Source organism: Marinobacter flavimaris (assembly GCF_002933295.1).
Classification (GTDB): domain Bacteria; phylum Pseudomonadota; class Gammaproteobacteria; order Pseudomonadales; family Oleiphilaceae; genus Marinobacter; species Marinobacter flavimaris.
The window spans coordinates 222989-249746 of the sequence record NZ_PSSW01000002.1; the positions used below are offsets into that span (position 1 = coordinate 222989).

Genomic DNA, 26758 nt, shown 5'->3' on the forward strand with positions numbered 1-26758 from the left:
CGCTACGATGGAAGAACTGCCAGGGATAGTGCAGTTTTTGTAGCAGAATCATCCGGATTGATGACTTCAAAGGATTGAAGACATGCCCCAGGCAAATGGATTGCAGTTCACCGTCCGCGTTGGCGGTCTCCCCTCTGATATTTTTTCACTCGTCGGTTTTACCCTGACCGAATGCCTGTCCGAGGTGTTTCACGGTCGGCTTGAGCTGGCCAGTATCGACTCATCGATTCAGGCAGCGGAGATCCTGGAGCAACCGGTGGATCTCGTTATCTGGCAGGACAGCGTGCCGCTAAGGCGTTTCACGGGTGTGGTCAACGAATTTGTTCGGGGCGATGCCGGTCACCGGCGAACCCGCTATGAACTGAATATCCAGTCGCCGCTCTGGCGTCTGGGGCTGATGCACAACAGCCGGATTTTCCAGACCCAAAGCAGCGATACCATCGCGCGAACCTTGCTGGAAGAGCGCGGCATTATCGACTCGGTTTTCGATCTGAAACGCACTCCCGAGCAGCGGGAGTATTGTGTTCAGCATCGAGAAAGCGACCTAGCCTTCCTCGAACGTCTCGCGGCTGAAGAGGGCTGGCATTACAGGTATGAACACGGGAGCGTGGACGCAGACACACAGCCGGCGCTTGTAATCGCCGACCATCATGGCGATGCGCCGAAGCTGGAGCCGGCAGAATATAACGCCAGAGCCGGCGGCAGCAGCAGGCGCCCGGTCGTGTACCGATTTCGATATGAAGAGCGGGTGCGGGTGGCCTCTGTGGCCATGAAGGATTATACCTTTAAGAATCCCGCCTATGCTTTGATGCATCAGCATGCTTCCGGCGACCTGAAGCACCGGGAAGATTACCAGCACTACGATTACCCCGGCCGCTTCAAGGCCGATGCCAGTGGCCAGCCGTTTACCGAAGCCAGACTGCAATCCCTCCGCAATGATGCCAGTACCGCATCCGGTGAGAGCAATCGCCCGGACTTCAGCGCCGGCGCCAAAGTTGAGCTGAAGGAGCACGACAGCGACGCCCTGAATCGGGAATGGCTGCTGACCGCAGTCACTCACACCGGCACCCAGCCCCAGGCCCTGGAAGAGGAGGGCGGCAGCGAACCCACCACCTATCACAACCGGTTCAATGCCATACCTGCAGACCTGACCTGGCGTCCCCGAACGCCCCATCGTCCTCTGATGGACGGCCCGCAAATTGCGATTGTCACAGGCCCGGAAGGCGAAGAGATTCACTGCGATGAACATGGCCGGGTCAAAGTCCGTTTCCCTTGGGATCGCTACTCGAAAAACGACGAACACAGCAGCGCCTGGCTCCGAGTCAGTCAGGGCTGGGCCGGCGGCCAGTATGGCTTCATGGCCTTGCCACGAATCGGCCACGAAGTAATTGTCTCCTTCCTGGACGGCGACCCGGACCAGCCCATCATCACCGGGCGAACCCATCACATCACCAACACGCCACCCTATGGGCTGCCGGAGCACAAAACCCGCACCACCCTGAAAACCAAGACCCACAAGGGCGAGGGCAGCAACGAACTGCGGTTTGAGGATGAGGCGGACCAGGAACAGATCTACGTCCACGCCCAGAAAGACCTGGACCTGCTCACCGAGAACAACCGCACGGAGGTGATTCGGAACGACAGTCACCGCACGGTCGAAAACAACGAATTCAGTCACGTCAAAGGCAATGAGCACCGAACTGTCGATGGCGAACAGCGTGAGTCGGTCGGAAGTGATTACAGCCTCTCCATCGGTGGCAGTCTTCACAGCAAACAGGGCAAAAACCAGCTCGTTGAAGCTGGCACCGAGATCCACCACAAAGCGGGTATGAAAGTCGTAATCGAGGCGGGCGCCGAACTCACGCTCAAGGCGGGTGGCAGCTTTCTGAAGCTGGATCCCAGTGGCGTTACGGTCTCCGGGCCTTCGGTGCGCATGAACTCTGGCGGTGGTCCGGGGAGTGGGAGTGGGGTGGCGGCCCAAGACCCGGCGCTTCCGGCCAGCTTGAGTGAAATTGCCGATACGAATAAACCGGCACAGCTTGCTGAAACCGACACCCGGGCTTTAGCAGGTCCGACTCCAAGTTCGGTGCAGGCCCTGAAAGCGGCGGCCAGGAATGATGTTGCACTGGTCAAGCAATGCGGGCGCAAGTCGGATGGCACCTGCGCCCTCTCATCCTGTTCATGCGAGGATGTGACTGCATGATAGGGCTGGATGAAACAACGAGGGCGAAGGCCTACATTCTTTTTGACGGTGCATTGTTTGATGCACCGCGCTTCACCTACGAGCATGATGATCAGCCCCAACTGGAATATCTGTTCTTGGGCACACCACATGAAGCGGCTATGGAAGTAACCCCTTGCCTGGTCAAACCCTCCGAGGGTACACGGCTTTGGCGTGCCCAGCCGGAGTGGCAGGATAAAGCCGTTATCCTTCTATCGGATCAAAGCCTCCCCCTTGTGGCGGGCCATTTGCGCAGTTTGCTCAGTGTGCAGATGCCGAATGGGGGATTCTCCTACCTGCGCTATTACGCACCCAAGCAGCTCACGCGGCTGATGTCTGCACTGAATGAGCAGGAACGCGCTCGCTTTAGTGGGCCAGTCAGAGAGTGGCTGGCCTTCCAGCCGAACGGAGAGCTATCCCGGTTCGATTCAGATGGCTCGCAACACTTCAGGAAAGCGGCTGAGGAAGGCTGGTTTCTCCTCACTGAAAATCATGTGGCAGTGCTGTCACAGAGCGCCAGGCATGAATTCGTCGAGAAGTTGGGCCGTTTTCTCGACATCACGGATCGAGCAAGGTTGGAGCAACTCATCAATGAGGCAACCGCGCTGGGTTTTCGAACCGAAAAGGAGGTTAGCCGTTACTCAGAGCTGGCCGTGGTTCACGGGGAGCGGATCAAGCTTGCCGAAATCCGCACCATTCTGTCTGACTCTGAGGTCTCGACTGGCGCACGCCTGAAAGCAGTGGATAACCATTTGGCATACGGAGTTGCCTGATGAATTCTGAATACACCGTTCGCTCCGGCGACACCCTCAGTGCGATTGCACAAAGGCATCAAACAACCCTGAGCAGCCTGATGCGGCTGAATCCTGCAATTGAGAACCCGGATCGTATCTTCCCCGGACAGCTGCTCAAGCTGCCAGCGGCCAACGAGGCTGATTTCTCCAACTGCGAAGTGGGATCTGTTGCTCAGGAGCCTCCCTGTTCCGAAGAAATCGTGGAAGTTGTTCATGTAACCGGGTCTGACGAACTGATTCTTCTGACTGAGGCAGAATTGGCGGATTGGGTCGAAGAAGAGGAGTTTGTTTGTGGTCCCATCACTGAATTTTACGGGAAGCTTGACGGGCTTGATGAGGGTGAGACCGACTCTGAACTGGGCGTGACTGAAGGCGAAGGGCGGTTGCTGTCGGAAGTACAGGAGGAGAAGGAAAGGCTGATAGACGAACTTGAGGCGCGCTCAGTCCTGACCAACGACATGCAATCCATTCCACCGATTACTGAAATAAAGCGGTTGGCCGGCAATAAGCACGTCACATTTGTTCGCTCTGACAAGATCGCGAACCACCCTCGCCGGTATTCGATGGCATCGCGAGACAGGGAGCGCAGTAAGGGTTGGCTAACCGAGAACGGCGTTGATCCGGCTAAGCTACGAGATGCTATCCGAAGCGAACTTAACATCAAATTCAACGCAACCCTCTGGGAGCCGGATAAAAATGGCGCGCTGATGACGACGTTGAACAAGTTTTACGATGAGGCATCCTGGTCCATCTGGGGAGACGCGGAAGCCAGGCGGGAAGCGGTCGATGAAACCGGGTTTGATGCCTCCGCAGAAGCACAGTTCATGCGCTTTGCTGCCGGTGCGGCAGCTTCGGGTGAATTTGATCCGCGCAAGGGGAAAGTGCATTTCCAGGCGAAAGCGGAAGCGCAGTATGCGCTGGCGCAGGGCAAGGTTGGTGTTGAGCTGGCGTTTCCGGTGAATAACCGGTCCGAAATCCGGATTCCTTATCGGGTTGGAGGCTGGGATGGCGAGCGCAAGATCGCGTCGCTCGGCCATTTCCAGGCAGCGATCAACGCCTCGCTGACCGGATTTGCCGGCGCCTCGGCTCTTATTGCTGGAAATGTTCACGTGTCCACCAAGGACGGCCTCCCCACTCTGAAGGGCATTGCTTCGAGGAATAACGGGCAGAGGGCGGGGGCTGAGGCTGGGGTATTCGCAGGCATTCGTGGCGGATGTGAGGTGGCAGGTGAGCTGCGTTGGAAAGACGTACTGACCGAGAAGCGAGAGTGGGAAAGGCTTTGTAGGGTAGGTAAGAAGGTCGAGGCAGCGTTGGGGGCTGGGGCAGAGGCCGAACTCAGGCTGTTATTCAGCCCGGAGACTGGCAAATTTTATGTAAACGCACACGCTGGGCTTGTGCTAGGCGTGGGGCCATCTGGAAGCTTTCTCTTGGAGATCGAGACTCAGAAAGTCATTCGGATGCTCCATTTCGTCTACAACGCACTATTGGATGTGGATTTCAGGTATTTAGAGCTCTTTGATCAAAGTACCGACGCTTTCGAGTGGTATAAACGAATGGGGCTATATGCTTTGGCGAGAGGGTTGTCGGCATTTGAAGTGGCTAACGAGTTTGCTGGTTCTATCGCAAATGAGCTGGCTACATACGCCCAGGAGGTTTTTGTTAATCGTTACCGAGAAAAACAAAGCACTGACATCGCGCAAAACATACTCACTGATCTGCAATTGAAGGAGAATTCCGTTTTCCTGCATGCCCCACCTGAGGTCAAAGGTACGGTTCTGGATAATATTCTTTATGACTGGTGGGTGACACCCGATTTGTGGGATGACGATGACATCAAAATTACGGCTGTTAAGCAGATAATGGAAACTTTCCAGGGGTGGCGCGATTTCGAGGAAACCGTTGTGCGAATGAATCCTGAAGGTTTTGCAATGCAAGAGGAGTTTGACTCGAACGTTGAACGACTTTTTGCGTTCATTGGAAAAAACAAAGCGGATCAGCGCATGTTCATGCTCGGGCTTCAGGGTCAAACAGCAATAGCGGGAAGGCCTGTGAGAATGGATCCTTTCGACGTCTGCCGTATTTGTAGGATTGGCTACGGAAAACCACATATGGTTCTGAACAATGGTTTGCAGTTGGGGTTGTTGGTGTTGCTTGCAACCTCATTATCTGCTTGTGAGAGGTTTGGTAACGGCTCGGCCGATGCGGTTTCTCGAATCAAGCAAAAAGCGATTGAAAATCTGGTCTTTGTTGACGGAGGTACTTTTAAGCTGGGTGATGTGGGACACCCGAATGGTTCGCCTTATGTAGTTTTAACCGATCATGCTCGGCCTGCTGTCGAGGTTAGTGTCGATAGCTACTCAATCTCCAAATACGAGACAACTTGGGGAGAAATGCATGTCTACTACGAAAAACTTGGACGCTTTTCCTTGTATGAGGGCTCTGTCTATGACGAGAAATTTATCGCCGAACCAAGTGAAGATCCCTTTTCTCCTTATTTTTATCTTAAACCTGCCAGAACGCCAAACTACCATGAAGCGGAAGGTTACTGCGCCTGGTTAGGCGATCAAACCGGCTTGCCTTTTGCTCTCCCTACGGAGGCGCAATGGGAATTCGCTGCCCGAAGCAGGGGCAGTAATGTTCCCTTCGCCACAAATACTGGCGTTGCAGATAACGATACATATTTGCAGAGGCCCAGGCAGTATATTGATCCAAGTATCCCGCCTTCCGGCAATATGCTTAGCCATTCTTCTCTAGTCATGGAGAGGAGACCTGTTGGTAGTTATCCGCCCAATCCGATAGGACTTCATGACATGTCGGGGAATGTTGCGGAATGGACTCAGGACTGGTTTCAGAAGGACTATTATCAGCATGCGCCGCGCAACAATCCCAGAGGTCCGCTGAAACCCATTGACCCAGATAGTCCGGAGAAAACTGTAAGAGATTGGGCTGGCCACGGAGACCACGTAGGTGGCAATGCTACTGTGTTTGCGCGATCCGGTGTGCCTGTTTCCGCTGGCGGCAACGGCTTCCGCTGTGTCGTTAATCATCCGAAGCCAATCAATCGATAAGCTTAGTCATATGAACAGGGAAGTTAGGCTAGATGCAGTATATTGCAGCTTTTTTACTCATACCTTCGACTCTCATTCTTATTAGCTACATTGGAGTTTCGGTTTTTGAAGGTGCCGAGGCATCCTTTCTAGAAATTGAGAATGGAATCCTGAACGTTGGGTTCATGATCGCATTTGCCGTTAGCACCCTGGCCGGTTGGTTGGCGGTTCTCTTCAGTGTTCCTTTCCGGGATAACAATCGAATTACTCTTGTGGGAAAAGGGGTGTCTCTGGGCTTTTTGACCTGGCCTTGTGTTTTTGTTTGGTTATTTTTTACCGAGCGGATTGCTCTGGCGGCGTGTTTGCTTTCGGGCTGGGTCGGTTTGCTTACTCTGGCAATGCCAGCGTTGAGCGACTCCTCGAATCAGCGATTACCTGCTTTCGGTCTGGTCGCTCTCATGGCGTCTTTTCCGATTGTGGTTAGTCCGCTTTTATGGGCCGATCCACAACCCGATGGGCTGAAAGAGGCTAATTGGGGAGTCTATCACCCGGACTATGAGGTGGAAGAGGGTGAGGAGTTCGTAGCACACTACCAAGAGCATGGGCGGCGCTTTAACAAACAGGCGAGGCTCATCATATCGAAAACGACCATGTTTATGGCTAACCTACTCGGGCAACCTCTCTCCAATACCTTCAATTTTTGTGATTATAACGACAACTATGCGCTGTTCATGAGCTCCTTTGGTGATGGGTGTGCCAGCCAAAAATCGAATAACAGAGGGGCTTTGCTCGAAATTGAGTTTTACGAACCTGGCAAGTTGCGTTGTATGAATTGCCGAAAATTCGGTAAGCCGAAGCACTGGGTTATGGTTCAGAGCTTGCGGCAATGGTATTCCTCGATGGAGCCACCAATACCCTATCCTGAATGACGGTTGCTTTCTTGAAGGAACCCGACCACCAATAAAGAATGGGGGTCTGGATTTACCAGACCATTTCATTTCCAAGGTGCGCAGGGTTCATCATGGAAGAGCAATTAAAAATTGTGAGTCGGCACGTGAGAGCAAGCGCCCGCTGATTTCATCGGATCTTGCCACGCCGATATACGGCTTGTTCGGCTTGGGGACCCTGTACACCCAGTACGTGGCTAATCAGATTGTTCTGCGCATCATTCTCGCGGTAATGACCAGCCCGCCATGCTCGCCTCTGGTCAAGAAGGCATACGTTAAGTGGCGGATTCCCCGGATGATCAGTTCTCTTCCGGGTTGGAGGCTAGGATGGGGTGCGCAAGATTGCGTCACTCGGTCATTTTCAGGCTGTGTTTAGTGCCTCGCTTTCGGGTTTCGCCGGTGCTTCGGCTCTCATTGCCGGAAATGTTCACTTGTCCACAGCCGATGGCCCTCCCACCCTGAAGGGAATTGCCTCGAGGAAGAACGGGCAAAAAGCGGGGGTGAATTAGGCGTACTCGCACGCATTCGTGGTGGATGTGTGCTGGAAGGTGAGCTGCGCTTGCAAGACGTACTGAGCGATAAGCTCGAGTGGGATAGGCTTTGTCAAGTGGGGATGAAGGTCGAGGCAGCGTTGGGCGTTAGGGCTGAAGCTGAGCCCAAACTTTTATTCAGTCCGTAGACTAGAAAATTCTACGTAAACGCTCACGCGGGGCTTGTGCTAGGCGTGGGACCATCCCGAAGCTCTCTCTTCGTCCACTCATCGTTAGAAACAGAATGGCGACCGCTAGGCTCTTATCCTCCGAATCCACTCGGTATACACGATATGGTAGGTAACGTCTCGGAGTGGACCCGGGATCGATACTATTCCGGATTTGGTCACCTGGGTACCGTTAATTCCGTTGCAGCTGAGCCGAACGAGTCCGAAGCGGATAAGAAAACTGTCCGCGATCTCGCCGGTTACGGCGATCACTCGGGCGGTTTGGCAACGGTCTACGCTCGAAGGGCTGTGAGTATTGACTCTCCAAACCAAGGCTTCCGCTGTGTCGTCAATCATCCAGAACCGATAAATTGAGCGCCCTACAAATGTGGGGAACATTTGAAAAGGCAAGTGTCATGGGTTCCGGCAGTTAAATTTTTAAGAGGGAGCACCGAAAACCGGTGGATTCATTTGTTGCCCGCTCTATCGCTTTGCGTCTTGTGACTGTTGTGTTCCCTGAGAAGTCTCTAAAATCGCCGCCTCGGAGGACCCGGAAGGGTTCGTTGCTCCAGCTTTCTATGATTGGGCTCTCGGGTCCCTTAGGGTTATTTACGGGGGAGCGCTCATAATAATCGGCGTGATAATAATCTCTCACCCATTCCGCAGCATTCCCTGACATGTCGTACAGGCCAAGCAGGTTTGGAGGGTAGCTCCCTGGCGGCTGCGGAAGTGATTTATTCTGTCGTCTGTACTGTGATGGGCGTGCTGCCATTGTTACACCTTCTTTCGCGTCTCCGTTCTCAGTAGCATAGCGAAACGGTTTGCCACCGCTTCGGGCTGCATATTCCCACTGTGCTTCCGTCGGGAGTTCAACGGCTTTGCCAGTCTGAGATCCAAGCCATTCGCAAAAATCCGACGCATCTTTCCATGACACTACTGCCGGGAAGCTTGATTGAAAGCGATCCGGAGAATGATCTCTAAGGCTTTCGTAGGAACTGTTCGAGTGTTCATACCCCGTCACCGCCATAAACAGCTCAAAGTCCCCCTGAGTGACCTCATACTTCTGAATATAGAAATCGTCCAGAACTACTTTATGCGGCGGCCAGCTGTCCTTGCTTCCGTCCCACCCCCCAGGATTCCCCATCATAAACTCCCCACCTTCCACAAAAACCATGGCGTCCATCTGACGCTGAATCATGTCTTTTGCCTGGGACTCGTAATAAAGGCTACAACCGGAAAGGGCAGAAGTGACAACAAGAGAAGAAAAAACGAGGTAACGCATGCTTGCTCCGTGCAATGGGGTTAACACTCCATGTGTTGGGAATATTCTATCAACTTGCTTGGAGCAACAGAATTACCATAGAGATAGTTTGTATGGATTGGAGGAACCGCGTCTCATCTTGTGACTTTCAAGCCTTGTTGAATCGAGTATAATTCCGAGCTCCGAAAACAGGGTGTTTTCGGGCAAGGAAGCAATCTTCAAGGGAACTGATATGAAAACCTTCAATACGCTGCGGGTGATTTTTTCACTCGTGGGTGTCGGCATGCTTGTCGGCGCCTTTTTCTCTTTCCAGAGCACTTCAACCTTTCTTGAAACCGCGACAGCCAAGCCGGGCGTTGTAACCGACCTGATTCGATCACGATCCAGTGATTCCAATGCCTACTATCCTCTCGTCCGTTTTGAAGACGAAAAAGGCAGGCTCACAGAGTTCCTCTCATCCAGCGGCAGCAACCCTCCGAGTTACAGTCGCGGAGAGACGGTTCGTGTGTTGTTCATGCCAGGCAATGCTGAGTCTGCAAGAATCGATGGATTCTTTTCGCTGTGGGGAGTAACCCTGATCGTAGGCGGTTTGGGCGGTGTTTTCTTTATGGTTGGAGCCGGTATGTTTGTTGTGCCCGCTGTCAGGAACAGTGGGGCTGCCAAACTTCGCAAAACCGGGCAACGGGTTCAGGGTATGTTTCAGGGTGTCGAAAAGAACCAGATGATCGTCATGAATGGTAAGAGCCCCTATCAGATCGTTTGCCAGTGGCAGAATCCGGTCACCTCCGATATCCATGTCTTCAGGAGCGGCAACCTCTGGTTTGATCCTTCGGACCATATCCAGAGCGAGTCCATTCCCGTTTACATCAATCCAACAAACCCCAAGCGGTATTGGGTGGACACCTCCTTTTTGCCAAAGATGGCGAGCTGATCGGGCGCTGAATACGACTCAAGTGGACCCCGCGTAACCCTCTCCCGGGTGCGCTCGCGCCATGGTGCAGGTAGACTGACCGTTTTTAACACTGGCCTGGAGTTACCGGGCCAGCATTTTTCACGGTATACAGGCTTCATCATGGAAGACCAATCCACAAATAAGGAACCGGCGGGTGAGAACAAGCGCCTGCTGATTTCATCGGATCTTGCCACGCCGATATACGGTTTGTTCGGCCTGGGAATCCTGTACACCCTGTACGTGGCTCATCAGATTGTCCTGCCCATCATTCTTGCGGTAATGACGAGCCTGCTGCTCTCGCCCCTGGTCAAGAAGGCATACGTTAAGTGGCGGGTTCCCCGGATGATCAGCTCCCTGGTGTTTGTGCTCCTGGTGCTCGCCGGCATCGTCGGCATTACACTGGCCGTCGCGACGCCTGCCCTCAAGTGGGTTGAGGAAGTGCCCCAGGGGATATCGAGGCTGCTGGTGGGCGAGAGCGAAATCAGTCGCCAGATCGCCAGAGTCTCCGAGTCTGCGGAACAGGTTGAAAAGTCCGTTGAGGAGCTCTCGGAGTCAGAAAGGCAACAGCCAACGACGGTTGTTCTGCAGACGGATTCCTGGCGCAACCAGTTGATGACCAAAGCCCGGAACGGCATCGCTGGTCTGGCTTTGGCGCTGGCATTGACTTATTTCCTGTTGGTGAGCGGTGATCGTCTGATCAAGAACTTTGTCCGTCAGTTGCCCATTGATCAGCGGAAAACCGTGCTTCGGATTACCCACGATTCTCAGCATCAGATTGCCCAGTACCTGGGCGTTCTCGGCCTGAGTAATCTGGCCGTCGGCACCACAACGGGTCTGATCTGCTGGGCCGTCGGGCTGCCGGATCCGGCTGTGTGGGGACTGGTCGCCGGGCTTGCCCGGTTCATTCCCTATCTGGGGGTTATTCTCTCTATCTCCATGCTGACGATTGTCTCTGCCATTAGCCTTGATGAGTTCTGGATGATGGCCATTGCGCCACTTGGCTTCCTCGGTTTGACCACGCTGGTCGGGTTCTTTATCGAACCCTGGATTCACGGCTTTCGGATGGCGATCAATCCGGTGATCATCTTCGTCTCGATCTTCTTCTGGGGCTGGCTCTGGGGGCCGGTGGGCGTGCTCCTGGCGGTGCCTCTGATGACGGTCATCCAGGTGGTACTCAAGCAGATTCCCAAGCTGCGTCCTGTCTATAAAGTGATTGCCCGGTAGTCTGATAATGGATACCCGCAACACGCACTGACACGCCCGGTAAACTCACCTATCCTCTTTGAATACCCGAAATACAGCAAACAGGGAGGATCGTCAGCCCATGATCCCGAACACCATGAAAGCTATGGTTCTTACCGGTCACGGTGATGTCGATAAACTGGAGTACCAGGACGTGCCTGTTCCTGCGCCCGGAGCCGGTCAGGTGCTTGTTCAGGTTACGGCAACGGCGAAGAACAACACCGACCGCAAGGCACGGGAAGGGCTGTATCCCACCAAAAAAGGCGAAATGACATCCTTCCAGATGGGCGGCAAGCCCACGCTGGTTTTTCCGCGGATCCAGGGGGCAGACATCGCCGGGCGCGTTGTGGCTGTTGGTGACGGTGTGGATGAGTCCCGCGTTGGAGAACGGGGCCTTCTGGATTTCAACATCTACGCCAATGACCGCCGAGACATCAATCTCACGCCCGATTACTACGGCCACGGTGCCGACGGCGGTTACGCGGAATACGTAGCGCTGCCGGCTGACCAGTTCCATCACATACCCAATGCCGAACTGGCGGATGCCGAAGTGGCGTCCATGGGCATGTGTTCCTACCAGACCGCCATGCACATGCTTACCTCGGCCAACATCAAGGCCGGAGAGCGGGTCCTGGTGACCGGCGCCAGCGGGGGCGTTGGCACGGCCCTGATCCAGCTTTGCCGAATTATGGGGGCTATTCCCTATGCTCTCAGTAAACAGGACAAAGCGGCAGCGCTGTTGGAACTGGGCGCCGAGGCGGTGCTGGATCGCTCCGATATGGACAGCTTTGTAGATCGGGTGAAAGCGGAAACCGGAGGCAAGCCCATTGATGCGGTGATGGACCTGGTGGGCGGAGAGATGACCGATGTGTTCATCGACACCATGATCTTCGATATGAACGCCCGCAGCACCTACCCGCGCCTGAGTATTGCCGGGGCCAGTGGCGGCAACATCAGCGAAATCCTGTGGACCCGGATCTACCTCTATCAGGTACAGATTTTCGGGGTATCTCATGGCACCCGAGAAGAGGCGGAACAACTTATGGCCTGGATCCGGGGAGGGCAACTGAAACCGGTTCTGCACGGTGCGTTTCGGCTCTCTGAACTGCACCGGGCAGAAGAATATTTTGTGAACCGGGGTAGTAATTATCTCGGCAAGATCGTGATCGTTCCCGACTCACAATGGGAAGAACACGGCCAACCCTGGTCACTGGAGAGCGCTTGATGAAACCGGAACTGACCATTCAGTTGATGGATACCCATGCCGGCGGTGATGTCAGCCGGATCGTGACCGGTGGCATTGATCTGTTGCCCGGCGATACCGTGCGAGCGCAGATGGAGTACCTGCGGGATGACGCCGACGGTCTACGCCGGCTTTTGCTGGAAGAGCCCTACGGGATACCGGAAATGTCTGTGGATCTGTTGGTGCCGCCCACGGATCCGCGAGCTGCCGCCGGTTACATCATCATGGAAGTCATGGGCTACCCTATCTACTCGGGCTCCAACACCATCTGCACGGCTACTGCGGTGCTGGAAGCGGGCATTGTGCCCAAACAGGAAGGCCAGCAGAGTTTTATACTGGAGTCGCCCGCCGGACTGGTCCAGATTGAGGCGACGGTGCACGACGGAGTGGTAGAAGCCATCACCTGTGAAGGTCTGCCCAGCTATATCCACACCTACAAGGCCACCATCGACGTGCCTTCGCTGGGCGAGATTACCTACAGTGTTGCATACAGCGGCGGCTTTTATGCCCTGGTTGATGCAGCCAGCATGGGCTTCGATCTGACCCTGGACGAAGAACGCAAACTCGCTGAAACCGCCCACGCCATTGTCGAGGCGATTCAGGCAGAGCGGGGCTTTTCCCATTATACGCTTGGCGACGTAGGGCCACTGCCGTTCCTGCACTTCATGGGCCCTGTGGAGCATGTGGCAGAGGGCTATTACCGGTCCCGCTCGGCAACCTATGTGCATCCCGGTGTGATCTGTCGGAGCACAACGGGCACCGGCACGTCCGCCCGTCTGGCGTTGATGAACTACGAAGGCAGTATCAAGCCGGGCGACAAGCTGGAAACCGTTTCTCTCAGAGAGACGGGCTTTATCGGTGAATTCACTTCCGTTGAGGAAGAGGGTGAGTACCAGGTGATCAAAAACAGCATCACCGGCAAGGGTTATGTCATTGCCCGCTCCGACATCGTGGTCAATTGCGATGATCCCATGGTGGAGTGCGGCTCCCTGCACCACATACTTTCAAGCCGCCATCCCGGGAAGATCACGCCGAAATCCTGATTTTTGTGTTTGATCCCTTCAAGGGTGCGGCAGGCCTGTCGCACCCGCTTTTCCTGCTCATAAAGCCACACAGATTTCTTCCTTTTTGGTCTAAAGTTTACCTTTACGTAAAGTGAAGCCTGTGCTAAACCTTGACCCGTGCTTTCAATGATAAAAACAACAGGAGTTGAGAATGAGCCTTCCGGAATATACCGACGTTTACAACAACTTCGATCCTGCTGCTCTGGAAGCGGACATCCTGGATGGACGTCTGGATAGCGGGCTCAACGTATGTCACGAAATCTGCGACAAATGGGCAGATGACCCGAGTCGGGTTGCGCTTTACTACGAAACCGAAGATGGCGGTGACGGCGCTCTGACTTTCGCCGAGCTGAAAGAGGCCTCTGCGCGTTTTGCCAATTATCTGAAATCCCTGGGCATCGGAAAGGGCGACCGGGTGGCTGCACTCCTGCCGCGCACTCCGGAGCTGCTGATCGTTATCGCCGGAACCCTGCGTGCTGGTGCCGTGTATCAGCCGCTGTTCACGGCCTTTGGTTCCGGGGCGATTGAGTACCGGTTCGAGCGAGCCAGCACCAAGCTGGTGGTGACCAACCCGGAGAACTATCCCAAGCTGAACGACGTCAAAGTCTGCCCGCCGGTTGTGGGTGTAAGCGCCAGTGAGATTGGCGCGGACATCCCTGACTTCGAAGAGACCCTGGCGGCCCAGTCCAGCGATTTTGAGCCTGTCATGATCAAGGGCGACGATCCGTTCCTGCAGATGTTCACTTCTGGCACCGTGGGTAAGTCCAAGGGGGTTGCGGTACCGGCCAAAGCGTTGCTGGCGTTCTACGTTTACATGAAATACGCCATTGATCTGCAGGATGGTGACAGGTTCTGGAACGTGGCCGATCCCGGTTGGGCCTACGGTCTTTACTATGCCGTGGTTGGGCCGCTGCTGATGGGCCACGCCACGCACTTCAACCCGGGTGGTTTTACCCCGGAATCCACCTACGACATGATCCGCAAGTACAAGATCACCAACCTGGCTGCGGCGCCTACGGCTTACCGTTTGCTCAAGGCAAACGATCACGTGCTGCCGGAAGGCGAGAACCTGGGCCTTCGGGTTGCCAGCAGCGCCGGCGAGCCTTTGAACCCGGAAGTGGTGAACTGGATTCGCAACCGTCACTACTGCCCGGTTAAAGATCATTACGGCCAGACCGAGACTGGCATGACCTGCTGCAATTTCCACGGTCTTGCGCATCCGGTTCGTGAAGGCTCAATGGGCTATGCCTCTCCTGGCCACAAGGTGGTCGCGCTGAACGAGAAAAACGAGGTAGTAGGCGAGGGTGAAGTTGGTCAGCTGGCGGTTGACGTAAAAGCGTCCCCGCTTTTCCACTTCGACGGTTACACCTGGGGTGAAAAGGATCCGTTCGTTAACGGCTACTATCTCACCGGTGACATGGTCATCAACCACGGCAATGGCAACTTCTCCTTCAGTGGCAGGGATGATGACATCATCACCACGGCCGGCTACCGGGTGGGACCGGCAGACGTCGAGAGCACACTGCTCGAGCACGCCGCTGTGGCGGAGTCCGGCGTTGTCGGCAAGCCGGACGAAAAGCGCGGTTCCATCATCAAGGCTTATGTGGTGATCAAGGGCGATTACGCTCTTGGAGACGAACAGGCCCTGAAAGACGAACTGCAGGAGTTGGTGCGTCGCAGGCTCTCGACCCACGCCTTCCCCCGGGAGATTGAGTTTGTCGATGAGCTGCCGAAGACTCCCAGCGGCAAGATCCAGCGGTTTGTCCTGCGTAATCAGGCCAAGGAAGAAATCGGCGCATGATCATTACGTTCGAAGAGCTGCAGGCCTTCCTTGACGAGCAGTTTCCGCAGGGGGAGGCCTACGGCACCCTGCAGAAGCTCGGGGATGGCTGGGCAGAAATGAAACTGGAAGTGGATGAGGCGCATCTCAGGCCCGGGGGCACCGTCTCCGGGCCGGCCATGATGGGGCTGGCGGATGTCACCCTTTATGCGGCGCTGTTGAGCAAGATTGGCCTGGTTCCCCTGGCGGTGACCACTAATCTGAACATTAATTTTCTACGCAAGCCGGTGGCGCATCAGCCTATCTGGGCCCGTGCCACCATGCTGAAAGTCGGCCGTACCATGGGCGTGGGCGAAGTGTTCGTTTACTCGGAAGGTGCCGAAGAGCCGGTTGCCCACTCCACCATGACCTATTCAATTCCGCCAAACCGGTAATCCCATGCAGATTCGTGACATGATGGTGCCGGTAGGCGACGGTATTGAGCTGGAAGTCAGGCGGATCCAGCACGCGGAACCGAAAGGGCCGGTGCTGGTTTTTCTCCACGAGTCCCTGGGCAGCATCGCCTTGTGGCGTAAGTTTCCGGAAAAGCTCGCGAAAGCAACCGGCTGCGACGCGCTGATCTACAATCGTCAGGGCTATGGCCATTCTTCCGATGAAGAACTCCCGCGCCCACACGATTACCTTGAGACAGCTGGCGAACAGTGGTTGCCCCGTCTCCTGGACAAGCTCGAAATCAGGGATGTGGTGCTGATAGGGCACAGCGACGGTGGTTCCATTGCCCTCGTGACTGCCGGCACCATGGGGGGCCGTGTAAAGGCGCTGGCGACCATGGCGGCGCACATCTATGCCGATCACCTGACCCTCGCTGGTATCGAGGAAATGGCCGTGCGTTACCGGGAGACGGATATCCGGGATCGGTTGGCGCGCTATCACGGCAACCGGACTGACGATCTTTTCAACGCCTGGCAGACAGTCTGGCGTGACGAAGGGTTTCAGGCGGCGATGGATTTCAGTCGCTGGCTGGCGGCAATTGAATGTCCGGCTATTATCATTCAGGGAGAAAACGACGAATACGGAGTGCCGGAGCAGGTCACGGATATCGTTGCCGGCATCGGACCAAAGGCCCGCGGCGTTCTTCTCGAGGATGCGGGGCACTCGCCACACCTGGAAAAGCAGGACCAGGTAGTAGAACTCCTATACGACTTTTTGCGTAGCGAGAGTGTACTTAAAAACTGCAATTAAGTGTTGACGTTTACGTATACGTCAATCTAATCTGGTAGTCAGATAAAACGCACAACAATAACAAAGGTAGATTGGCTCATGAGTGAACAGTACGTTCTGGAGACCCGTAACCTTGTCAAAGAATTCAAGGGCTTTGTTGCAGTCGACGACGTGAACCTGAAGGTCCAGAAAGGCCACATTCACGCCCTGATCGGCCCCAATGGTGCCGGCAAGACCACGGTCTTCAATCTGCTCACCAAATTCCTGATCCCGACCCGGGGCCAGATCCTGTTCAAGGATCAGGACATCACCACCATGAAGTCCGCCGCCATTGCCCGCCAGGGCATTGTTCGCTCGTTTCAGATCTCAGCCGTATTCCCACACATGACCGCGCTGGAGAACATCCGGGTAGCCTTGCAGACGTTCGAGGGCACCTCCTTCAGTTTCTGGAAATCCGGCAACTCCCTGCACAAGCTCAACCAGCGTTGCATGGAGCTCCTGGACGCCGTGGGCCTGGCTGAATTCGCCAACACCACCACCGTTGAGTTGGCGTACGGGCGCAAACGGGCGTTGGAACTGGCCACCACGCTTGCCATGGAGCCCCAACTTTTGTTGCTGGACGAGCCAACCCAGGGCATGGGTTCGGAAGACGTTGATCGCGTTGTGGAACTGGTACGCAAGGCTGCCGAGGGACGAACTGTCCTGATGGTTGAGCACAACCTCAGCGTAGTCAGCAAACTGTGTGATCGCATCACTGTACTGGCTCAGGGCGCTGTTCTGACCGAAGGCGATTACGCGACGGTTTCCGGCGATCCACGGGTTCGCGAGGTGTATATGGGCAGTGATGGTAGCGGCGAGCGCGGCACCACCGCCGACAATGATCAGGCGGAGGCGGCGCAATGACCACGAAATCCGACCGCGAGTACGAACAGCTGCGACTGTCCGGATTGCACGCCTTTTACGGCGAATCTCACATCCTCCACGGCATCGACATGGTGGTGAACCGCGGGGAACTGGTGACTTTGTTGGGTCGCAATGGCGCGGGCCGTAGCACAACGCTCAAAGCCATCATGAATATGGTTGGCCGGCGCACCGGCTCCATTATGATCAATGGTGAGGAGACAATGTCCTGTGCACCTCATCATATTGCCAGGTTGGGTGTCGGGTATTGCCCCGAACATCGGGGCATTTTTTCCTCACTCAGTGTCCAGGAAAACCTGACACTACCGCCAGTTGTGCGTAGCGGCGGCATGAGCCTGGAAGAAATCTACAACATGTTCCCCAACCTTTATGAACGTCGCTTCAGCCAGGGCACCAAGCTGTCCGGCGGCGAACAGCAGATGCTGGCCATGGCGCGTATTCTGCGCACCGGCGCCAACATGCTGTTGCTGGACGAGATCACAGAGGGCCTGGCCCCGGTTATTGTAGAAAAGCTGGGAGAGGTCCTGATTGCCCTGAAAAACAAGGGCTTGACCATTGTCCTGGTTGAACAGAATTTCCACTTCGCAGCACCGTTAGCCGACCGTCATTACGTTGTTGAGCACGGTCAGATTGTGGAAGAAGTCAGCGCCAACGAACTGAGTGCAAAACAGTCGGTGCTGGATGGCTATTTGGGGGTCTGATCCCGGATAGGACGAGAGCAAGAAAAGTAACAACAACCCGAACCAACGCAAGACAGTAGCGGAGATACAACAATGACAATGATGAAAAAGCTTCTGACATCAGCCGTTGCATCAGCCATGATGGTAGGCGGAGCCCAGGCGGCCATTTCCAACGACACGGTCAAGATCGGTTATCTGGCGGACATGTCCGGCACCTACCGTGACCTGGCAGGCCCCAACGGGCTGAAAGCCCTGGAAATGGCGATTGCCGATTTTGGTGGCCAGGTAAATGGCGCCAAGATTGAAGTGGTGAGCGCCGATGACCGTAACAGCCCGGATACCTCATCCAGCACCGTACGTCGCTGGGTTGAGAACGAGGATGTCGATCTCGTAGCCGGTATGGTGGCTTCCTCTGTTTCCATCGCCGTGAGCAAGATTCTGGAAGAGCACGATCGCCTCGGTATCATTTCCGGTTCAGCGGCTTCCAGCATCACCAACGAGCACTGTACCCCGAACCACATCCACTACGTTTACGACACCTATCCGCTGGCCAACGGCACCGCCAGTGCGGTCGTTAAAGAAGGTGGCAAAACCTGGTACATGCTGACTGCCGATTACGCTTTCGGTCATGCCCTGGAAGGCGACGTAACTCGCGTGGTCGAAGCCAACGGTGGTGAAATCATCGGTTCAGTGCGTCATCCGTTCCCCACTCAGGACTTCTCATCGTTCATCCTGCAGGCTCAGGCATCCGGTGCTGATGTTATCGGTCTGGCAAACGCTGGCGCCGACACCACCAACGCCATCACCACCGCCAGTGAGTTCGGTGTAACCCAGTCCGGCCAGACGCTGGCGGCACTGCTGCTGTTCCTGACTGACGTACATGCGCTTGGCGCTCAGACGGCCCAGGGCATCCAGCTCACCACCGGTTGGTACTGGGACATGAACGATGAAACCCGTGAGTGGTCTGATCGCTTCATGGAAGAAACCGGCGTGCGTCCGACCATGGTTCACGCTGGCATTTACTCCAGCGCCATGCAGTACCTGAAAGCCGTAGAGGCCACCGGTTCTGACGATGCCCAGACTGTGCGCAAGCAGATGATGGACACTCCGATCAACGACATGTTTGCCAAGAACGGCAAGATCCGCGTTGACGGCCGCATGGTGCACGATATGTACCTGGCGGAAGTGAAGACCCCGGCCGAGTCCAAGAACGAGTGGGATCTGTACAAGATTCTGCGGACCATCCCGGCCGAAGAGTCCTACCGTCCGCTCTCCGAGAGCAAGTGCAAGCTGGTCAATAACTAAAAGCGACCGTTATGGGTTCGTCCTGCAACAGGGCAGGGCGAACCCATGAAAACGGAAAAGAATAAAGCCAAAAAACAATCCCTGTGCTGCTTCTGGAGTTAGCCCAATGTCCATGATTTTCGGCGTCCCTTTAGCTGTGCTATCCGGCCAGCTCCTGATCGGAATAATCAACGGCGCCTTTTACGCCCTTCTGAGCCTTGGGCTCGCGGTCATCTTCGGTCTGCTGAAGATCATCAATTTTGCCCATGGCGCAATGTATATGCTCGGCGCTTTGACCACCGTCCTGATGTTCGACTATCTGGGCGTGAATTACTGGGTCGCCTTATTGCTGGCGCCACTTCTGGTTGGTGCCTTCGGTGTCGCCATTGAATATTTTCTGCTGCGTCGCATTGCGGGGCAGGATCACATCTACAGTCTGCTGCTGACGTTCGGCGTCGCGCTGATCATCTCGGGTGTACTGGTGAACTGGTTCGGGGTTTCCGGGCTTCGCTACACCATGCCGGACATGTTCAAGGGTGGCGTAAACCTCGGCTTCATGTTCATGCCGTACTACCGGGCCTGGGTCATCGTAGCGGCACTGGTCGTCTGCTTTGCAACCTGGTTCGTGATTGAGAAAACCAAGCTGGGCGCCTACCTGCGGGCCGGCACGGAAGACTCTCAATTGATGCAGGGTTTTGGCATTAACGTGCCGCTTCTGATTAGCCTCACCTACGGGTTTGGTGTTGCGCTGGCAGCCTTTGCAGGTGTTCTGGCCGCGCCCATCTACTCGGTGACACCGGTCATGGGGTCGGCCACACTGATTACGGTCTTCGCCGTGGTGGTTATCGGCGGTATGGGCTCCATCGGCGGCGCCATCATCACCGGTATTCTGATGGGCGTGATTGAAGGGCTCACCAAAACCTTCTACCCGCCGGCATCCTCGGCGATCATCTTCCTGGTCATGGTTCTGGTTCTTATGTTCCGGCCCAGTGGCTTGTTCGGTAAGGAGGCATAACCATGAATCAGCCAGTCAATTCCGCCGACATTCACAAGGCTATCGTTCAGGAACAGGCCGCTCAGGATCGCAAAAAGATGATGCTGAACGGTGTCCTGCTGCTCCTCCTGCTGGCGGCACCGTTCATGATCTATCCGGTCTTCCTCATGAAGATCCTGTGCTTCGCGCTGTTTGCGGTGGCGTTCAACCTTCTGTTCGGCTTCACCGGCCTGTTGTCATTTGGCCACGCAGCCTTCCTGGCCACAGGGGGCTACACCACCGGTTACCTGCTCAGTAATTACAGCGGGCTAAGCACCGAGATGGGCATCATCGCCGGTACGCTGGCGGCCACAGTGCTCGGTACTGGCTTTGCGTTGCTGTCGATTCGTCGCCAGGGTATCTATTTCGCGATGGTAACCCTCGCGCTTGCCCAGCTTGTGTTCTTCTTCTTCGTCCAGTCTGAATTCACGGGTGGTGAGGACGGTATGCACGGCATTCCTCGTGGCGAGTTGTTGGGCTTCATCAATCTTGAAGACAACCTGAACATGTATTACTTCGTCCTGGCGGTGTTCATCGCCTGCTACCTGTTGGTACAGCGTATCGTCGGTAGTCCGTTCGGCCAGGTGCTGAAGGCGATCAAGCAGAACGAACCCCGTGCCGTCTCCCTGGGCTACAACGTCGATCGCTACAAGGTGCTCGCGTTCGTCATCTCGGCGGCCCTGGCCGGTCTGGCCGGTTCCATGAAGTCTGTGGTGTTCCAGCTTGCCTCCCTCAACGATGCCCACTGGCATATGTCGGGCGAGGTCATCCTGATGACTCTGGTTGGTGGTATGGGAACACTGTTGGGCCCGGTGGTTGGTGCCACCTTCGTGGTGAACATCGAGTACCAGTTGTCCCAGGGTGCCCTGCGTGACTGGGTGGACCCAATCCTCGGCGGGATTTTCGTCCTGACGGTACTGGCATTCCGTAGCGGTATCGTGGGAGAGATCCAGAAGTTCGTGAAAAAGAACCTGGGCTGACGCCTGCTTTAGCTCGGAAAACAAAAAGGGCCACCTCTGGGGGTGGCCCTTTTTGTTGTTCAACTGGCAGGGTTTCTCGGGTTAGAACTCCGCCAAACGACTGGGTGTACCCACATACACATAAACCGCTGAATCGCCGCGGAAGGCCACCTTGTGAACCGATACATTCGGTTTCCCAGCCTCAGCCGCGCTGAACCGGGTGACCATTCCTGCATTCATCCCATCCCTCGTTCTTTCCCCTTCAGTGCTTGACCAGCTATCACCCAGGCACTGCCCCATCCAGTTTACAGCCGTGTTGTACCTGGTGGTCGCCACCTCGTCGTTGGGAGTATTGCCGGAGCAGACGTAGGCGCTGTCGTTATTGGCCCAGCTCCAAACTTCGCAGTGTCCGCGGATTATCTGTTCTTTGGCATTGTAGACAGTTACCGAGCTGAAACTATTGGAGCTGCCACGGTAAGCCTCAAAACCAGAGGGGTAATCAGCAACGATGCCTTTCAGTGAGGCGCAGGGATCGTCAACGCCCAGTGACAGCGTGTTCTGAATTGAGCATCCCGCCAGGGAAAGCCCGATGATGACGGAAGTAAATTTTACGGTTTTGGGGATTTTCATTTCATGAATCTCTGAGTCGAACGATTCAGGGAAATATAGCAAAGATTCGACTAATCTTATTTTCGACTTGATTGAACCCCGCCAGCAAACTGCTTTCTTTTCACCGAGGGAGCGAAAGTCAGCCAGGGTGAGCTCCTGATCCGGCTTGAGGACACTCGCGCAAGCGCCGATCTTCAGCAGGCGGATGCTGAACTGGCCGCCGCCCGCGCCGAGTTGGAGTCCGCAACCCGAAACCTCAGGCGCGGAGAGGAAGTGTCAGAAAAAGGGTTCCTCTCCGCCGCGGACCTGGACAAACTCAAAGACCGTTTCAGTGCAGCTGAAAGTCGGTTAAAGGCCGCCCAGGCGGCGGTTCAGAAGGCCGATACCAATCTGGAGTATGCGGAAGTACGAGCCCCTTTTGATGGCTGGATTGGTCGGCTGAACTATGACGTCGGTGCCGTGGTCAGTCCTGCAAGCGGGCCCATGACGTCCGTGCTGGTGACGGACCCTGTGTACGTCGAATTCCAGGTCAACGAAGCTGATTTTGTCAGCTTCCGCCGGAGGGGCGCTGAATCCGCCGAAGCGTTTTCGAAGTCTCTGGGGCTCTCTTTGACTTTGCCGGATGGCGAGCGCTATGAGCAGCCTGGTGTGCTGGATTTCGCCGACGTACAGACCGATGCCAGTACGGGGACCGTCGAGATGCGAGCGGTCTTCCCCAATCCCGATGCGGTCCTCGTGCCAGGCCTGTACGTGACACTCCGGGTTGAGGGGCAGTCGGGTGAGGCCAAGGTGCTTGTCCCTCAGGTAGCGGTTCAGGAGACCATTGAAGGAAAGTTTGTTCTGGTGGTTGATGACCAGAATCAGGTTGCCCAGCACTTCATCCAGACCGGCGCGCGGGAAGGAGCGCTGCTGGTGGTCAACTCAGGGCTCGAAGCCGGTGACCAGGTGATTGTGGAGGGCCTCCAGAAAGTTCGGCCCGGAGTCACAGTCAGTGCTGCTCAAAAACAGATTGACCCGCAAACCGGAGCACTCATCCAGACGGGTGAGGCGAGCCAATGATCAGCCGGGTTTTTATCCATCGACCGAAGTTTGCGTTTGTTATTTCCATCCTGATTACCCTGGCCGGGCTACTGGCGTTACGCATTCTGCCGGTCAATATGTATCCGGACATGGCCCCGCCCCAGGTTCAGGTGACCGCATCGCTTCCCGGGGCCAGCGCCCAGGTAAACGTCCAGAACCGCGTTGCCCTGGCGGAACCGTTTTTGCCCGATGAAGTCCGTCGACAGGGCGTGGTGGTCAGCAAGCAGGCTGGAAACATGCTGATGGGTATCAACCTGACCTCCGAGCGACCGGATCTCGACGGCGTCTTCCTCAGCAACTACGCCTCCAATAACCTTGTCGAAGCCCTTGGTCGGGTGCCAGGGGTAGGGTCGGCGGAAGTGATGGGCGCGAAAGACTACAGCATGCGAGTCTGGCTGGATCCCCGCCGGATGGCCTCGCTGGATGTGACCGTTGCGGAGGTTGCCGCTGCGCTCCGGGAGCAGAACCAGATTGTCGCGGCCGGCAAACTCGGCCAGCCGCCCGTGCCTGCGGGCCAGCAGTTTGTCTACAGTATCCAGACCCGGGAACGCCTGTCAGATCCCGACGAGTTCGCCCAGACCATTCTCCGCTCCAGGCCTGATGGCGGCTTTGTGCGCCTCAGGGACGTCGGGCGTATCGAACTGGGCTCCCGTTCCTATACCTCCACCGCGAAACTTAACAATCAGGACACGGCATTCCTGGTGATCTACCAGCTGCCCGATGCCAATGCTCTGGAGGTCGCGGAACGGGTAAAAGCACTGGTTGATGAGGCGTCCGCGAGTTTTCCGGAGGGTGTGAATCACACCGTACTTTACGACACCACGGAGTTTATCAGCCGCTCCATCAGCGAAGTCATCGTTACCCTGTTCCAGGCCGTCGGCCTGGTGATCCTGGTGGTGTTCCTGTTCCTGCAGAACTGGCGGGCCACGCTGATTCCCAGTATCGCGATCCCGGTCTCTCTGATCGGCACCTTTGCGGTTATGTCGGTGCTTGGCTATTCCATCAACACCATCACGCTGTTCGGACTGGTTCTGGCGATTGGCATTGTGGTGGATGACGCCATTGTGGTTATCGAGAACGTGGAACGCATTCTTGCTGAGGAGAAGCTGCCAATACGCGAGGCGGTCACCAAGGCGATGGCGGAGGTCACAGGGCCGGTGATTGCCACCACGCTGGTTTTGTTGGCCGTGTTCGTGCCTGTTGCCTTCATGCCCGGGATCACCGGCAAGCTCTACCAGCAGTTCTCGGTCACCATTTCGGTGGCCGTGATCATTTCCTCAATCAATGCGCTGACACTGAGCCCGGCCTTGTGCGTTGCGCTGCTTGGCAGGAGCGGGGACAAAGCCATTGGCTGGCTCCGGCCTTTCGAGGTACTGATTACGCGGACCACCAGCGGCTACTCGAAGCTGGTGGTGCAGCTCCTGCGCAAAGGGGCGCTCGTTGGCGTTGCCCTGGTGGTGATTCTGGTTGCCGGTGCCGGCCTGTTCAAATCAGTGCCTTCGGCGTTCGTCCCGCCGGAAGATCAGGGCTTCCTGTTCGTGGATGTGCAGTTGCCCGATGCTGCTTCCCTGGAGCGCACGGAAGCCGTGCTAACCAAAGTAACGGACATGGTTCTGGAAGACCCGGCAGTAACTGACTTCATTACGGTATCCGGCTTCTCGCTGCTGGGTGGCGCATCCTCAAACAATGGCCTTGGCATTGTAATGCTGAAAGACTGGGAAGAAAGGGAAGATGCCAGTCTGGGTCTGGGGGCGGTCATTCCCAGACTGTATTCCAGGCTCTGGACAATCCCCGAGGCACAGGTGATGGTCTTCAATCCGCCTCCGATCCCCGGGTTGGGAACCTCATCCGGCTTCGATTTCCGTCTGCAGGACAATCAGGGCAGGGACGTCTCCGAACTGGCGCAGGTTATGAATGGCCTTATCTATGAGGCCAACCAGAGGGAAGAACTATCCCGGGTATACAGCACCTATCGCGCGAACATTCCGCAATATCTGCTGGAGGTTGAGAGGAATAAAGCCAAGGCCCTGGGTATTGAGCTCTCCGATATCTTCTCAACCCTGCAGACCCAGCTCGGCTCGCTCTACGTGAATGACTTCACCCGTTTCGGCAAGAACTACCGCGTACTTCTTCAGGCCGAAGGCGAGTTCCGGCAGCGTCCGGAGGACCTGTCCCATTACTTTGTCCGCAACCGGGATGGCGACATGGTGCCACTGACCACGCGGGCTTCGCTCCAGCCTGTGCTCGGGCCCTCAAGCATCCAGCATTTCAACTTGAAGCGCTCGGTAACCATCTCCGGGGAGGCGGCAGCGGGCTTTGCCAGTGGCGCCGGGGCTGCAAGCCGGGTAAGCCTCGGTATTACGGTTCTCAGTGGCATGGTTGCCGCCACCGTTCTGGGCACATTGCTGGTCCCGGTATTTTACAAATGGATCCAGTCTGTTCGGGACCGCCGCCAACCGGCAGCGTAGTTCGCTGACCGTTCAGGCTGGGTGCTGAAAAACGAAAGCATCCATGGCCAGAACACCGTGTTCGATCCCGCCATCAATCAGCCCGCCGGGTTGCTGCTCCCCGGCTGCACCGGCGGCCACCAGCAAAGGTAGAAAATGCTCGGTGGTTGGGTGCGCCCGCTTGGCATGGGGGGCCTCCTCCAACGCTGCTATCAGTTGCTGATGGTCGCCGTCCTGCACTTTGGCACGGACCCAATCCGTGAATTCCCTCGCATACCCGGATGCGTTCGGGTCACCCCAGCGAACCTCATACAGATTGTGGGTAAGGCTGCCTGATCCGATGATGAGCACACCATCATGCTCGAGCGGCTGCAGGGCCTGGCCCAACCGCCAGGCAGACGCAGGCCCAAGATCCGTTGGCATCGAAACCTGGAATACCGGAACCGAATGATCAGGGAACAGGTGCATCATTGGCACCCAGGCCCCGTGATCCAGCCCCCGGGTCTCGTCAGCACTGGCCTTCCAGCCCCCTGCCTCCAACAACGCCAGAGCAGTTCGCGCAAGTTTCGGATGGCCTGGTGCCGGATAGTCGAGGTTATAGAGTTCGGGTGGAAAACCCCGAAAATCGTGAATCGTCTCGGGTGTTTCCGAGACGCCTACCCGGATTTCTTCCGTCATCCAGTGTGGTGAAACCACCAGCACAGCTGCGGGCCGGGTCAGGCGTTTGCCCAGCTCTGTCAGGGCCGGGCCAGCAAGGCCCGGCTCCAGCGCAAAGGTGGGAGCGCCGTGGGAAACAAACAGACTCATGATTTGCTCCTCCGGGTTGCGGTGGTTATCGGGCTGCAATCGCGCGGTCAATGGACGCGCGGCCTGCGCCGCTGAATACCAGGGATACCGATACGGCCAGCAAGGCCAGGCCAAACTCGTAACCATTGTTACTCATGAACAGGCCGTTGCCGATATGAACGCTGAAAATGGCGATCAGCATGGCGAATGCCAGTACCGCGCTGGCGGGGCGAACCAGCAGGCCGATGATCAGAGCCAGGCCACCAAAGAATTCCGCACCGCCGGCCAACAAGGCCATCAGGTAGCCGGGACTCAGCCCGATGGAATCCATCCATTGTCCTGTGCCTTCCAGGCCATAGCCGCCAAACCAGGCAAACAGTTTCTGGGCGCCATGAGCGGCGAAAATGATACCGACGGGAATTCGAAGGGCCAGAGCGCCCCAGCCTGCGTCAGTGGCGATCAGTTTGTTCAGGAATGCGTTGTTCATGAT

22 protein-coding genes and 1 pseudogene are annotated in these 26758 nt (G+C 56.1%); 19 read left to right on the plus strand and 4 right to left on the minus strand.

Annotation, left to right across the window (positions count from 1 at the left end):
* Positions 1-82: 82 nt before the first annotated feature.
* The 5 genes from MDHKLMBL_RS04700 to MDHKLMBL_RS21330 all read left to right on the plus strand — a co-directional run bounded on the left by MDHKLMBL_RS04700 (position 83) and on the right by MDHKLMBL_RS21330 (position 8081).
* Positions 83-2203, plus strand: a complete 2121-nt coding sequence (locus MDHKLMBL_RS04700) for a type VI secretion system Vgr family protein (protein WP_104270228.1) — start codon at positions 83-85, stop codon at positions 2201-2203.
* Complete coding sequence (locus tag MDHKLMBL_RS04705; RefSeq protein WP_104270229.1) at positions 2200-2994, plus strand: DUF4123 domain-containing protein; 795 nt, start codon at positions 2200-2202, stop codon at positions 2992-2994. The genes MDHKLMBL_RS04700 and MDHKLMBL_RS04705 overlap by 4 nt, the downstream gene beginning before the upstream one ends.
* Positions 2994-6083: an SUMF1/EgtB/PvdO family nonheme iron enzyme gene (locus MDHKLMBL_RS04710; protein ID WP_241956176.1), complete on the plus strand. Its 3090-nt coding sequence runs from the start codon at positions 2994-2996 to the stop codon at positions 6081-6083. Before MDHKLMBL_RS04705 ends, MDHKLMBL_RS04710 begins: the two co-directional genes overlap by 1 nt.
* Positions 6084-6115: 32 nt before the next feature.
* On the plus strand, positions 6116-6991 hold the full coding sequence (locus MDHKLMBL_RS04720; RefSeq protein WP_104270230.1) for a hypothetical protein: 876 nt from the start codon (positions 6116-6118) through the stop codon (positions 6989-6991).
* Between the two features lie 841 nt (positions 6992-7832).
* Entirely contained in the window at positions 7833-8081 is a 249-nt protein-coding gene (locus tag MDHKLMBL_RS21330) for a hypothetical protein (protein ID WP_425269224.1), read from the plus strand.
* Between the two features lie 55 nt (positions 8082-8136).
* Here MDHKLMBL_RS21330 and MDHKLMBL_RS04735 read toward each other — a convergent pair whose 3' ends face one another.
* Positions 8137-8988, minus strand: a complete 852-nt coding sequence (locus MDHKLMBL_RS04735) for a formylglycine-generating enzyme family protein (protein ID WP_104270231.1) — start codon at positions 8986-8988, stop codon at positions 8137-8139.
* Positions 8989-9199: 211 nt separating this feature from the next.
* Between MDHKLMBL_RS04735 and MDHKLMBL_RS04740 the strand changes: the two genes are divergently transcribed.
* The 12 genes from MDHKLMBL_RS04740 to MDHKLMBL_RS04795 all read left to right on the plus strand — a co-directional run bounded on the left by MDHKLMBL_RS04740 (position 9200) and on the right by MDHKLMBL_RS04795 (position 21367).
* On the plus strand, positions 9200-9898 hold the full coding sequence (locus MDHKLMBL_RS04740) for a DUF3592 domain-containing protein (RefSeq protein WP_041645046.1): 699 nt from the start codon (positions 9200-9202) through the stop codon (positions 9896-9898).
* Between the two features lie 141 nt (positions 9899-10039).
* Positions 10040-11143 carry an AI-2E family transporter gene (locus MDHKLMBL_RS04745; RefSeq protein WP_008175930.1) on the plus strand — a complete coding sequence of 368 codons (1104 nt, stop codon included), beginning with the start codon at positions 10040-10042 and terminating at the stop codon, positions 11141-11143.
* Between the two features lie 100 nt (positions 11144-11243).
* Positions 11244-12386 carry a zinc-binding dehydrogenase gene (locus MDHKLMBL_RS04750; RefSeq protein ID WP_104270232.1) on the plus strand — a complete coding sequence of 381 codons (1143 nt, stop codon included), beginning with the start codon at positions 11244-11246 and terminating at the stop codon, positions 12384-12386.
* Positions 12386-13447: a proline racemase family protein gene (locus MDHKLMBL_RS04755; RefSeq protein ID WP_014576406.1), complete on the plus strand. Its 1062-nt coding sequence runs from the start codon at positions 12386-12388 to the stop codon at positions 13445-13447. Before MDHKLMBL_RS04750 ends, MDHKLMBL_RS04755 begins: the two co-directional genes overlap by 1 nt.
* Before the next feature lie 172 nt (positions 13448-13619).
* On the plus strand, positions 13620-15269 hold the full coding sequence (locus tag MDHKLMBL_RS04760; protein WP_104270233.1) for an AMP-binding protein: 1650 nt from the start codon (positions 13620-13622) through the stop codon (positions 15267-15269).
* A complete protein-coding gene (locus tag MDHKLMBL_RS04765) occupies positions 15266-15682 on the plus strand; it encodes a PaaI family thioesterase (protein ID WP_008175922.1) in 417 nt (138 codons plus the stop codon). Before MDHKLMBL_RS04760 ends, MDHKLMBL_RS04765 begins: the two co-directional genes overlap by 4 nt.
* 4 nt (positions 15683-15686) lie before the next feature.
* Positions 15687-16490 carry an alpha/beta fold hydrolase gene (locus MDHKLMBL_RS04770; protein ID WP_104270234.1) on the plus strand — a complete coding sequence of 268 codons (804 nt, stop codon included), beginning with the start codon at positions 15687-15689 and terminating at the stop codon, positions 16488-16490.
* A gap of 78 nt (positions 16491-16568) precedes the next feature.
* Complete coding sequence (locus MDHKLMBL_RS04775; protein WP_008175919.1) at positions 16569-17372, plus strand: ABC transporter ATP-binding protein; 804 nt, start codon at positions 16569-16571, stop codon at positions 17370-17372.
* Entirely contained in the window at positions 17369-18091 is a 723-nt protein-coding gene (locus MDHKLMBL_RS04780) for an ABC transporter ATP-binding protein (RefSeq protein ID WP_008175916.1), read from the plus strand. The genes MDHKLMBL_RS04775 and MDHKLMBL_RS04780 overlap by 4 nt, the downstream gene beginning before the upstream one ends.
* Positions 18092-18163: 72 nt before the next feature.
* Entirely contained in the window at positions 18164-19375 is a 1212-nt protein-coding gene (locus MDHKLMBL_RS04785) for an ABC transporter substrate-binding protein (RefSeq protein ID WP_008175914.1), read from the plus strand.
* Between the two features lie 106 nt (positions 19376-19481).
* Entirely contained in the window at positions 19482-20369 is an 888-nt protein-coding gene (locus MDHKLMBL_RS04790; RefSeq protein ID WP_008175912.1) for a branched-chain amino acid ABC transporter permease, read from the plus strand.
* Between the two features lie 2 nt (positions 20370-20371).
* Positions 20372-21367: a branched-chain amino acid ABC transporter permease gene (locus MDHKLMBL_RS04795; RefSeq protein ID WP_008175909.1), complete on the plus strand. Its 996-nt coding sequence runs from the start codon at positions 20372-20374 to the stop codon at positions 21365-21367.
* An 81-nt stretch (positions 21368-21448) separates the two neighbouring features.
* On the opposite strand, the gene MDHKLMBL_RS04800 is transcribed toward MDHKLMBL_RS04795, so the two are convergent.
* A complete protein-coding gene (locus MDHKLMBL_RS04800; protein WP_008175906.1) occupies positions 21449-21976 on the minus strand; it encodes a hypothetical protein in 528 nt (175 codons plus the stop codon).
* A 108-nt stretch (positions 21977-22084) separates the two neighbouring features.
* On the opposite strand from MDHKLMBL_RS04800, the pseudogene MDHKLMBL_RS04805 reads away from it, so the two are divergent.
* Positions 22085-23014 (plus strand): annotated as a pseudogene (locus MDHKLMBL_RS04805) (efflux RND transporter periplasmic adaptor subunit); the annotation flags it as partial.
* The gene (locus MDHKLMBL_RS04810; RefSeq protein WP_104270235.1) at positions 23011-25503 is read left to right on the plus strand and encodes an efflux RND transporter permease subunit; all 2493 of its coding nucleotides are present in this window, start codon (positions 23011-23013) and stop codon (positions 25501-25503) included. The pseudogene MDHKLMBL_RS04805 and the gene MDHKLMBL_RS04810, both read left to right, overlap by 4 nt.
* A 12-nt stretch (positions 25504-25515) precedes the next feature.
* Here the strand turns inward: MDHKLMBL_RS04810 and MDHKLMBL_RS04815 are convergent, their stop codons facing one another.
* Together MDHKLMBL_RS04815 and MDHKLMBL_RS04820 are read right to left on the minus strand one after the other, a co-directional pair.
* Positions 25516-26289 (minus strand): DODA-type extradiol aromatic ring-opening family dioxygenase, encoded by a 774-nt coding sequence (locus MDHKLMBL_RS04815; RefSeq protein ID WP_104270236.1) that lies wholly within the window; start codon positions 26287-26289, stop codon positions 25516-25518.
* Between the two features lie 25 nt (positions 26290-26314).
* A complete protein-coding gene (locus tag MDHKLMBL_RS04820; RefSeq protein ID WP_008175901.1) occupies positions 26315-26755 on the minus strand; it encodes a DoxX family protein in 441 nt (146 codons plus the stop codon).
* Between the last annotated feature and the right edge of the window lie 3 nt (positions 26756-26758).

Coding starts and splice junctions, on each gene's coding strand:
- MDHKLMBL_RS04815 (WP_104270236.1), bottom strand. CDS start 26,289: ATGAGTCTGTTTGTTTCCCACGGCGCTCCCACCTTTGCGCTGGAGCCG.
- MDHKLMBL_RS04760 (WP_104270233.1), top strand. CDS start 13,620: ATGAGCCTTCCGGAATATACCGACGTTTACAACAACTTCGATCCTGCT.
- MDHKLMBL_RS04735 (WP_104270231.1), bottom strand. CDS start 8,988: ATGCGTTACCTCGTTTTTTCTTCTCTTGTTGTCACTTCTGCCCTTTCC.
- MDHKLMBL_RS04705 (WP_104270229.1), top strand. CDS start 2,200: ATGATAGGGCTGGATGAAACAACGAGGGCGAAGGCCTACATTCTTTTT.
- MDHKLMBL_RS04700 (WP_104270228.1), top strand. CDS start 83: ATGCCCCAGGCAAATGGATTGCAGTTCACCGTCCGCGTTGGCGGTCTC.
- MDHKLMBL_RS04785 (WP_008175914.1), top strand. CDS start 18,164: ATGACAATGATGAAAAAGCTTCTGACATCAGCCGTTGCATCAGCCATG.
- MDHKLMBL_RS04770 (WP_104270234.1), top strand. CDS start 15,687: ATGCAGATTCGTGACATGATGGTGCCGGTAGGCGACGGTATTGAGCTG.
- MDHKLMBL_RS04820 (WP_008175901.1), bottom strand. CDS start 26,755: ATGAACAACGCATTCCTGAACAAACTGATCGCCACTGACGCAGGCTGG.
- MDHKLMBL_RS04775 (WP_008175919.1), top strand. CDS start 16,569: ATGAGTGAACAGTACGTTCTGGAGACCCGTAACCTTGTCAAAGAATTC.
- MDHKLMBL_RS04755 (WP_014576406.1), top strand. CDS start 12,386: ATGAAACCGGAACTGACCATTCAGTTGATGGATACCCATGCCGGCGGT.
- MDHKLMBL_RS04780 (WP_008175916.1), top strand. CDS start 17,369: ATGACCACGAAATCCGACCGCGAGTACGAACAGCTGCGACTGTCCGGA.
- MDHKLMBL_RS04710 (WP_241956176.1), top strand. CDS start 2,994: ATGAATTCTGAATACACCGTTCGCTCCGGCGACACCCTCAGTGCGATT.
- MDHKLMBL_RS04765 (WP_008175922.1), top strand. CDS start 15,266: ATGATCATTACGTTCGAAGAGCTGCAGGCCTTCCTTGACGAGCAGTTT.
- MDHKLMBL_RS04750 (WP_104270232.1), top strand. CDS start 11,244: ATGATCCCGAACACCATGAAAGCTATGGTTCTTACCGGTCACGGTGAT.
- MDHKLMBL_RS04795 (WP_008175909.1), top strand. CDS start 20,372: ATGAATCAGCCAGTCAATTCCGCCGACATTCACAAGGCTATCGTTCAG.
- MDHKLMBL_RS04720 (WP_104270230.1), top strand. CDS start 6,116: ATGCAGTATATTGCAGCTTTTTTACTCATACCTTCGACTCTCATTCTT.
- MDHKLMBL_RS04745 (WP_008175930.1), top strand. CDS start 10,040: ATGGAAGACCAATCCACAAATAAGGAACCGGCGGGTGAGAACAAGCGC.
- MDHKLMBL_RS04810 (WP_104270235.1), top strand. CDS start 23,011: ATGATCAGCCGGGTTTTTATCCATCGACCGAAGTTTGCGTTTGTTATT.
- MDHKLMBL_RS04790 (WP_008175912.1), top strand. CDS start 19,482: ATGTCCATGATTTTCGGCGTCCCTTTAGCTGTGCTATCCGGCCAGCTC.
- MDHKLMBL_RS04800 (WP_008175906.1), bottom strand. CDS start 21,976: ATGAAAATCCCCAAAACCGTAAAATTTACTTCCGTCATCATCGGGCTT.
- MDHKLMBL_RS21330 (WP_425269224.1), top strand. CDS start 7,833: ATGGTAGGTAACGTCTCGGAGTGGACCCGGGATCGATACTATTCCGGA.
- MDHKLMBL_RS04740 (WP_041645046.1), top strand. CDS start 9,200: ATGAAAACCTTCAATACGCTGCGGGTGATTTTTTCACTCGTGGGTGTC.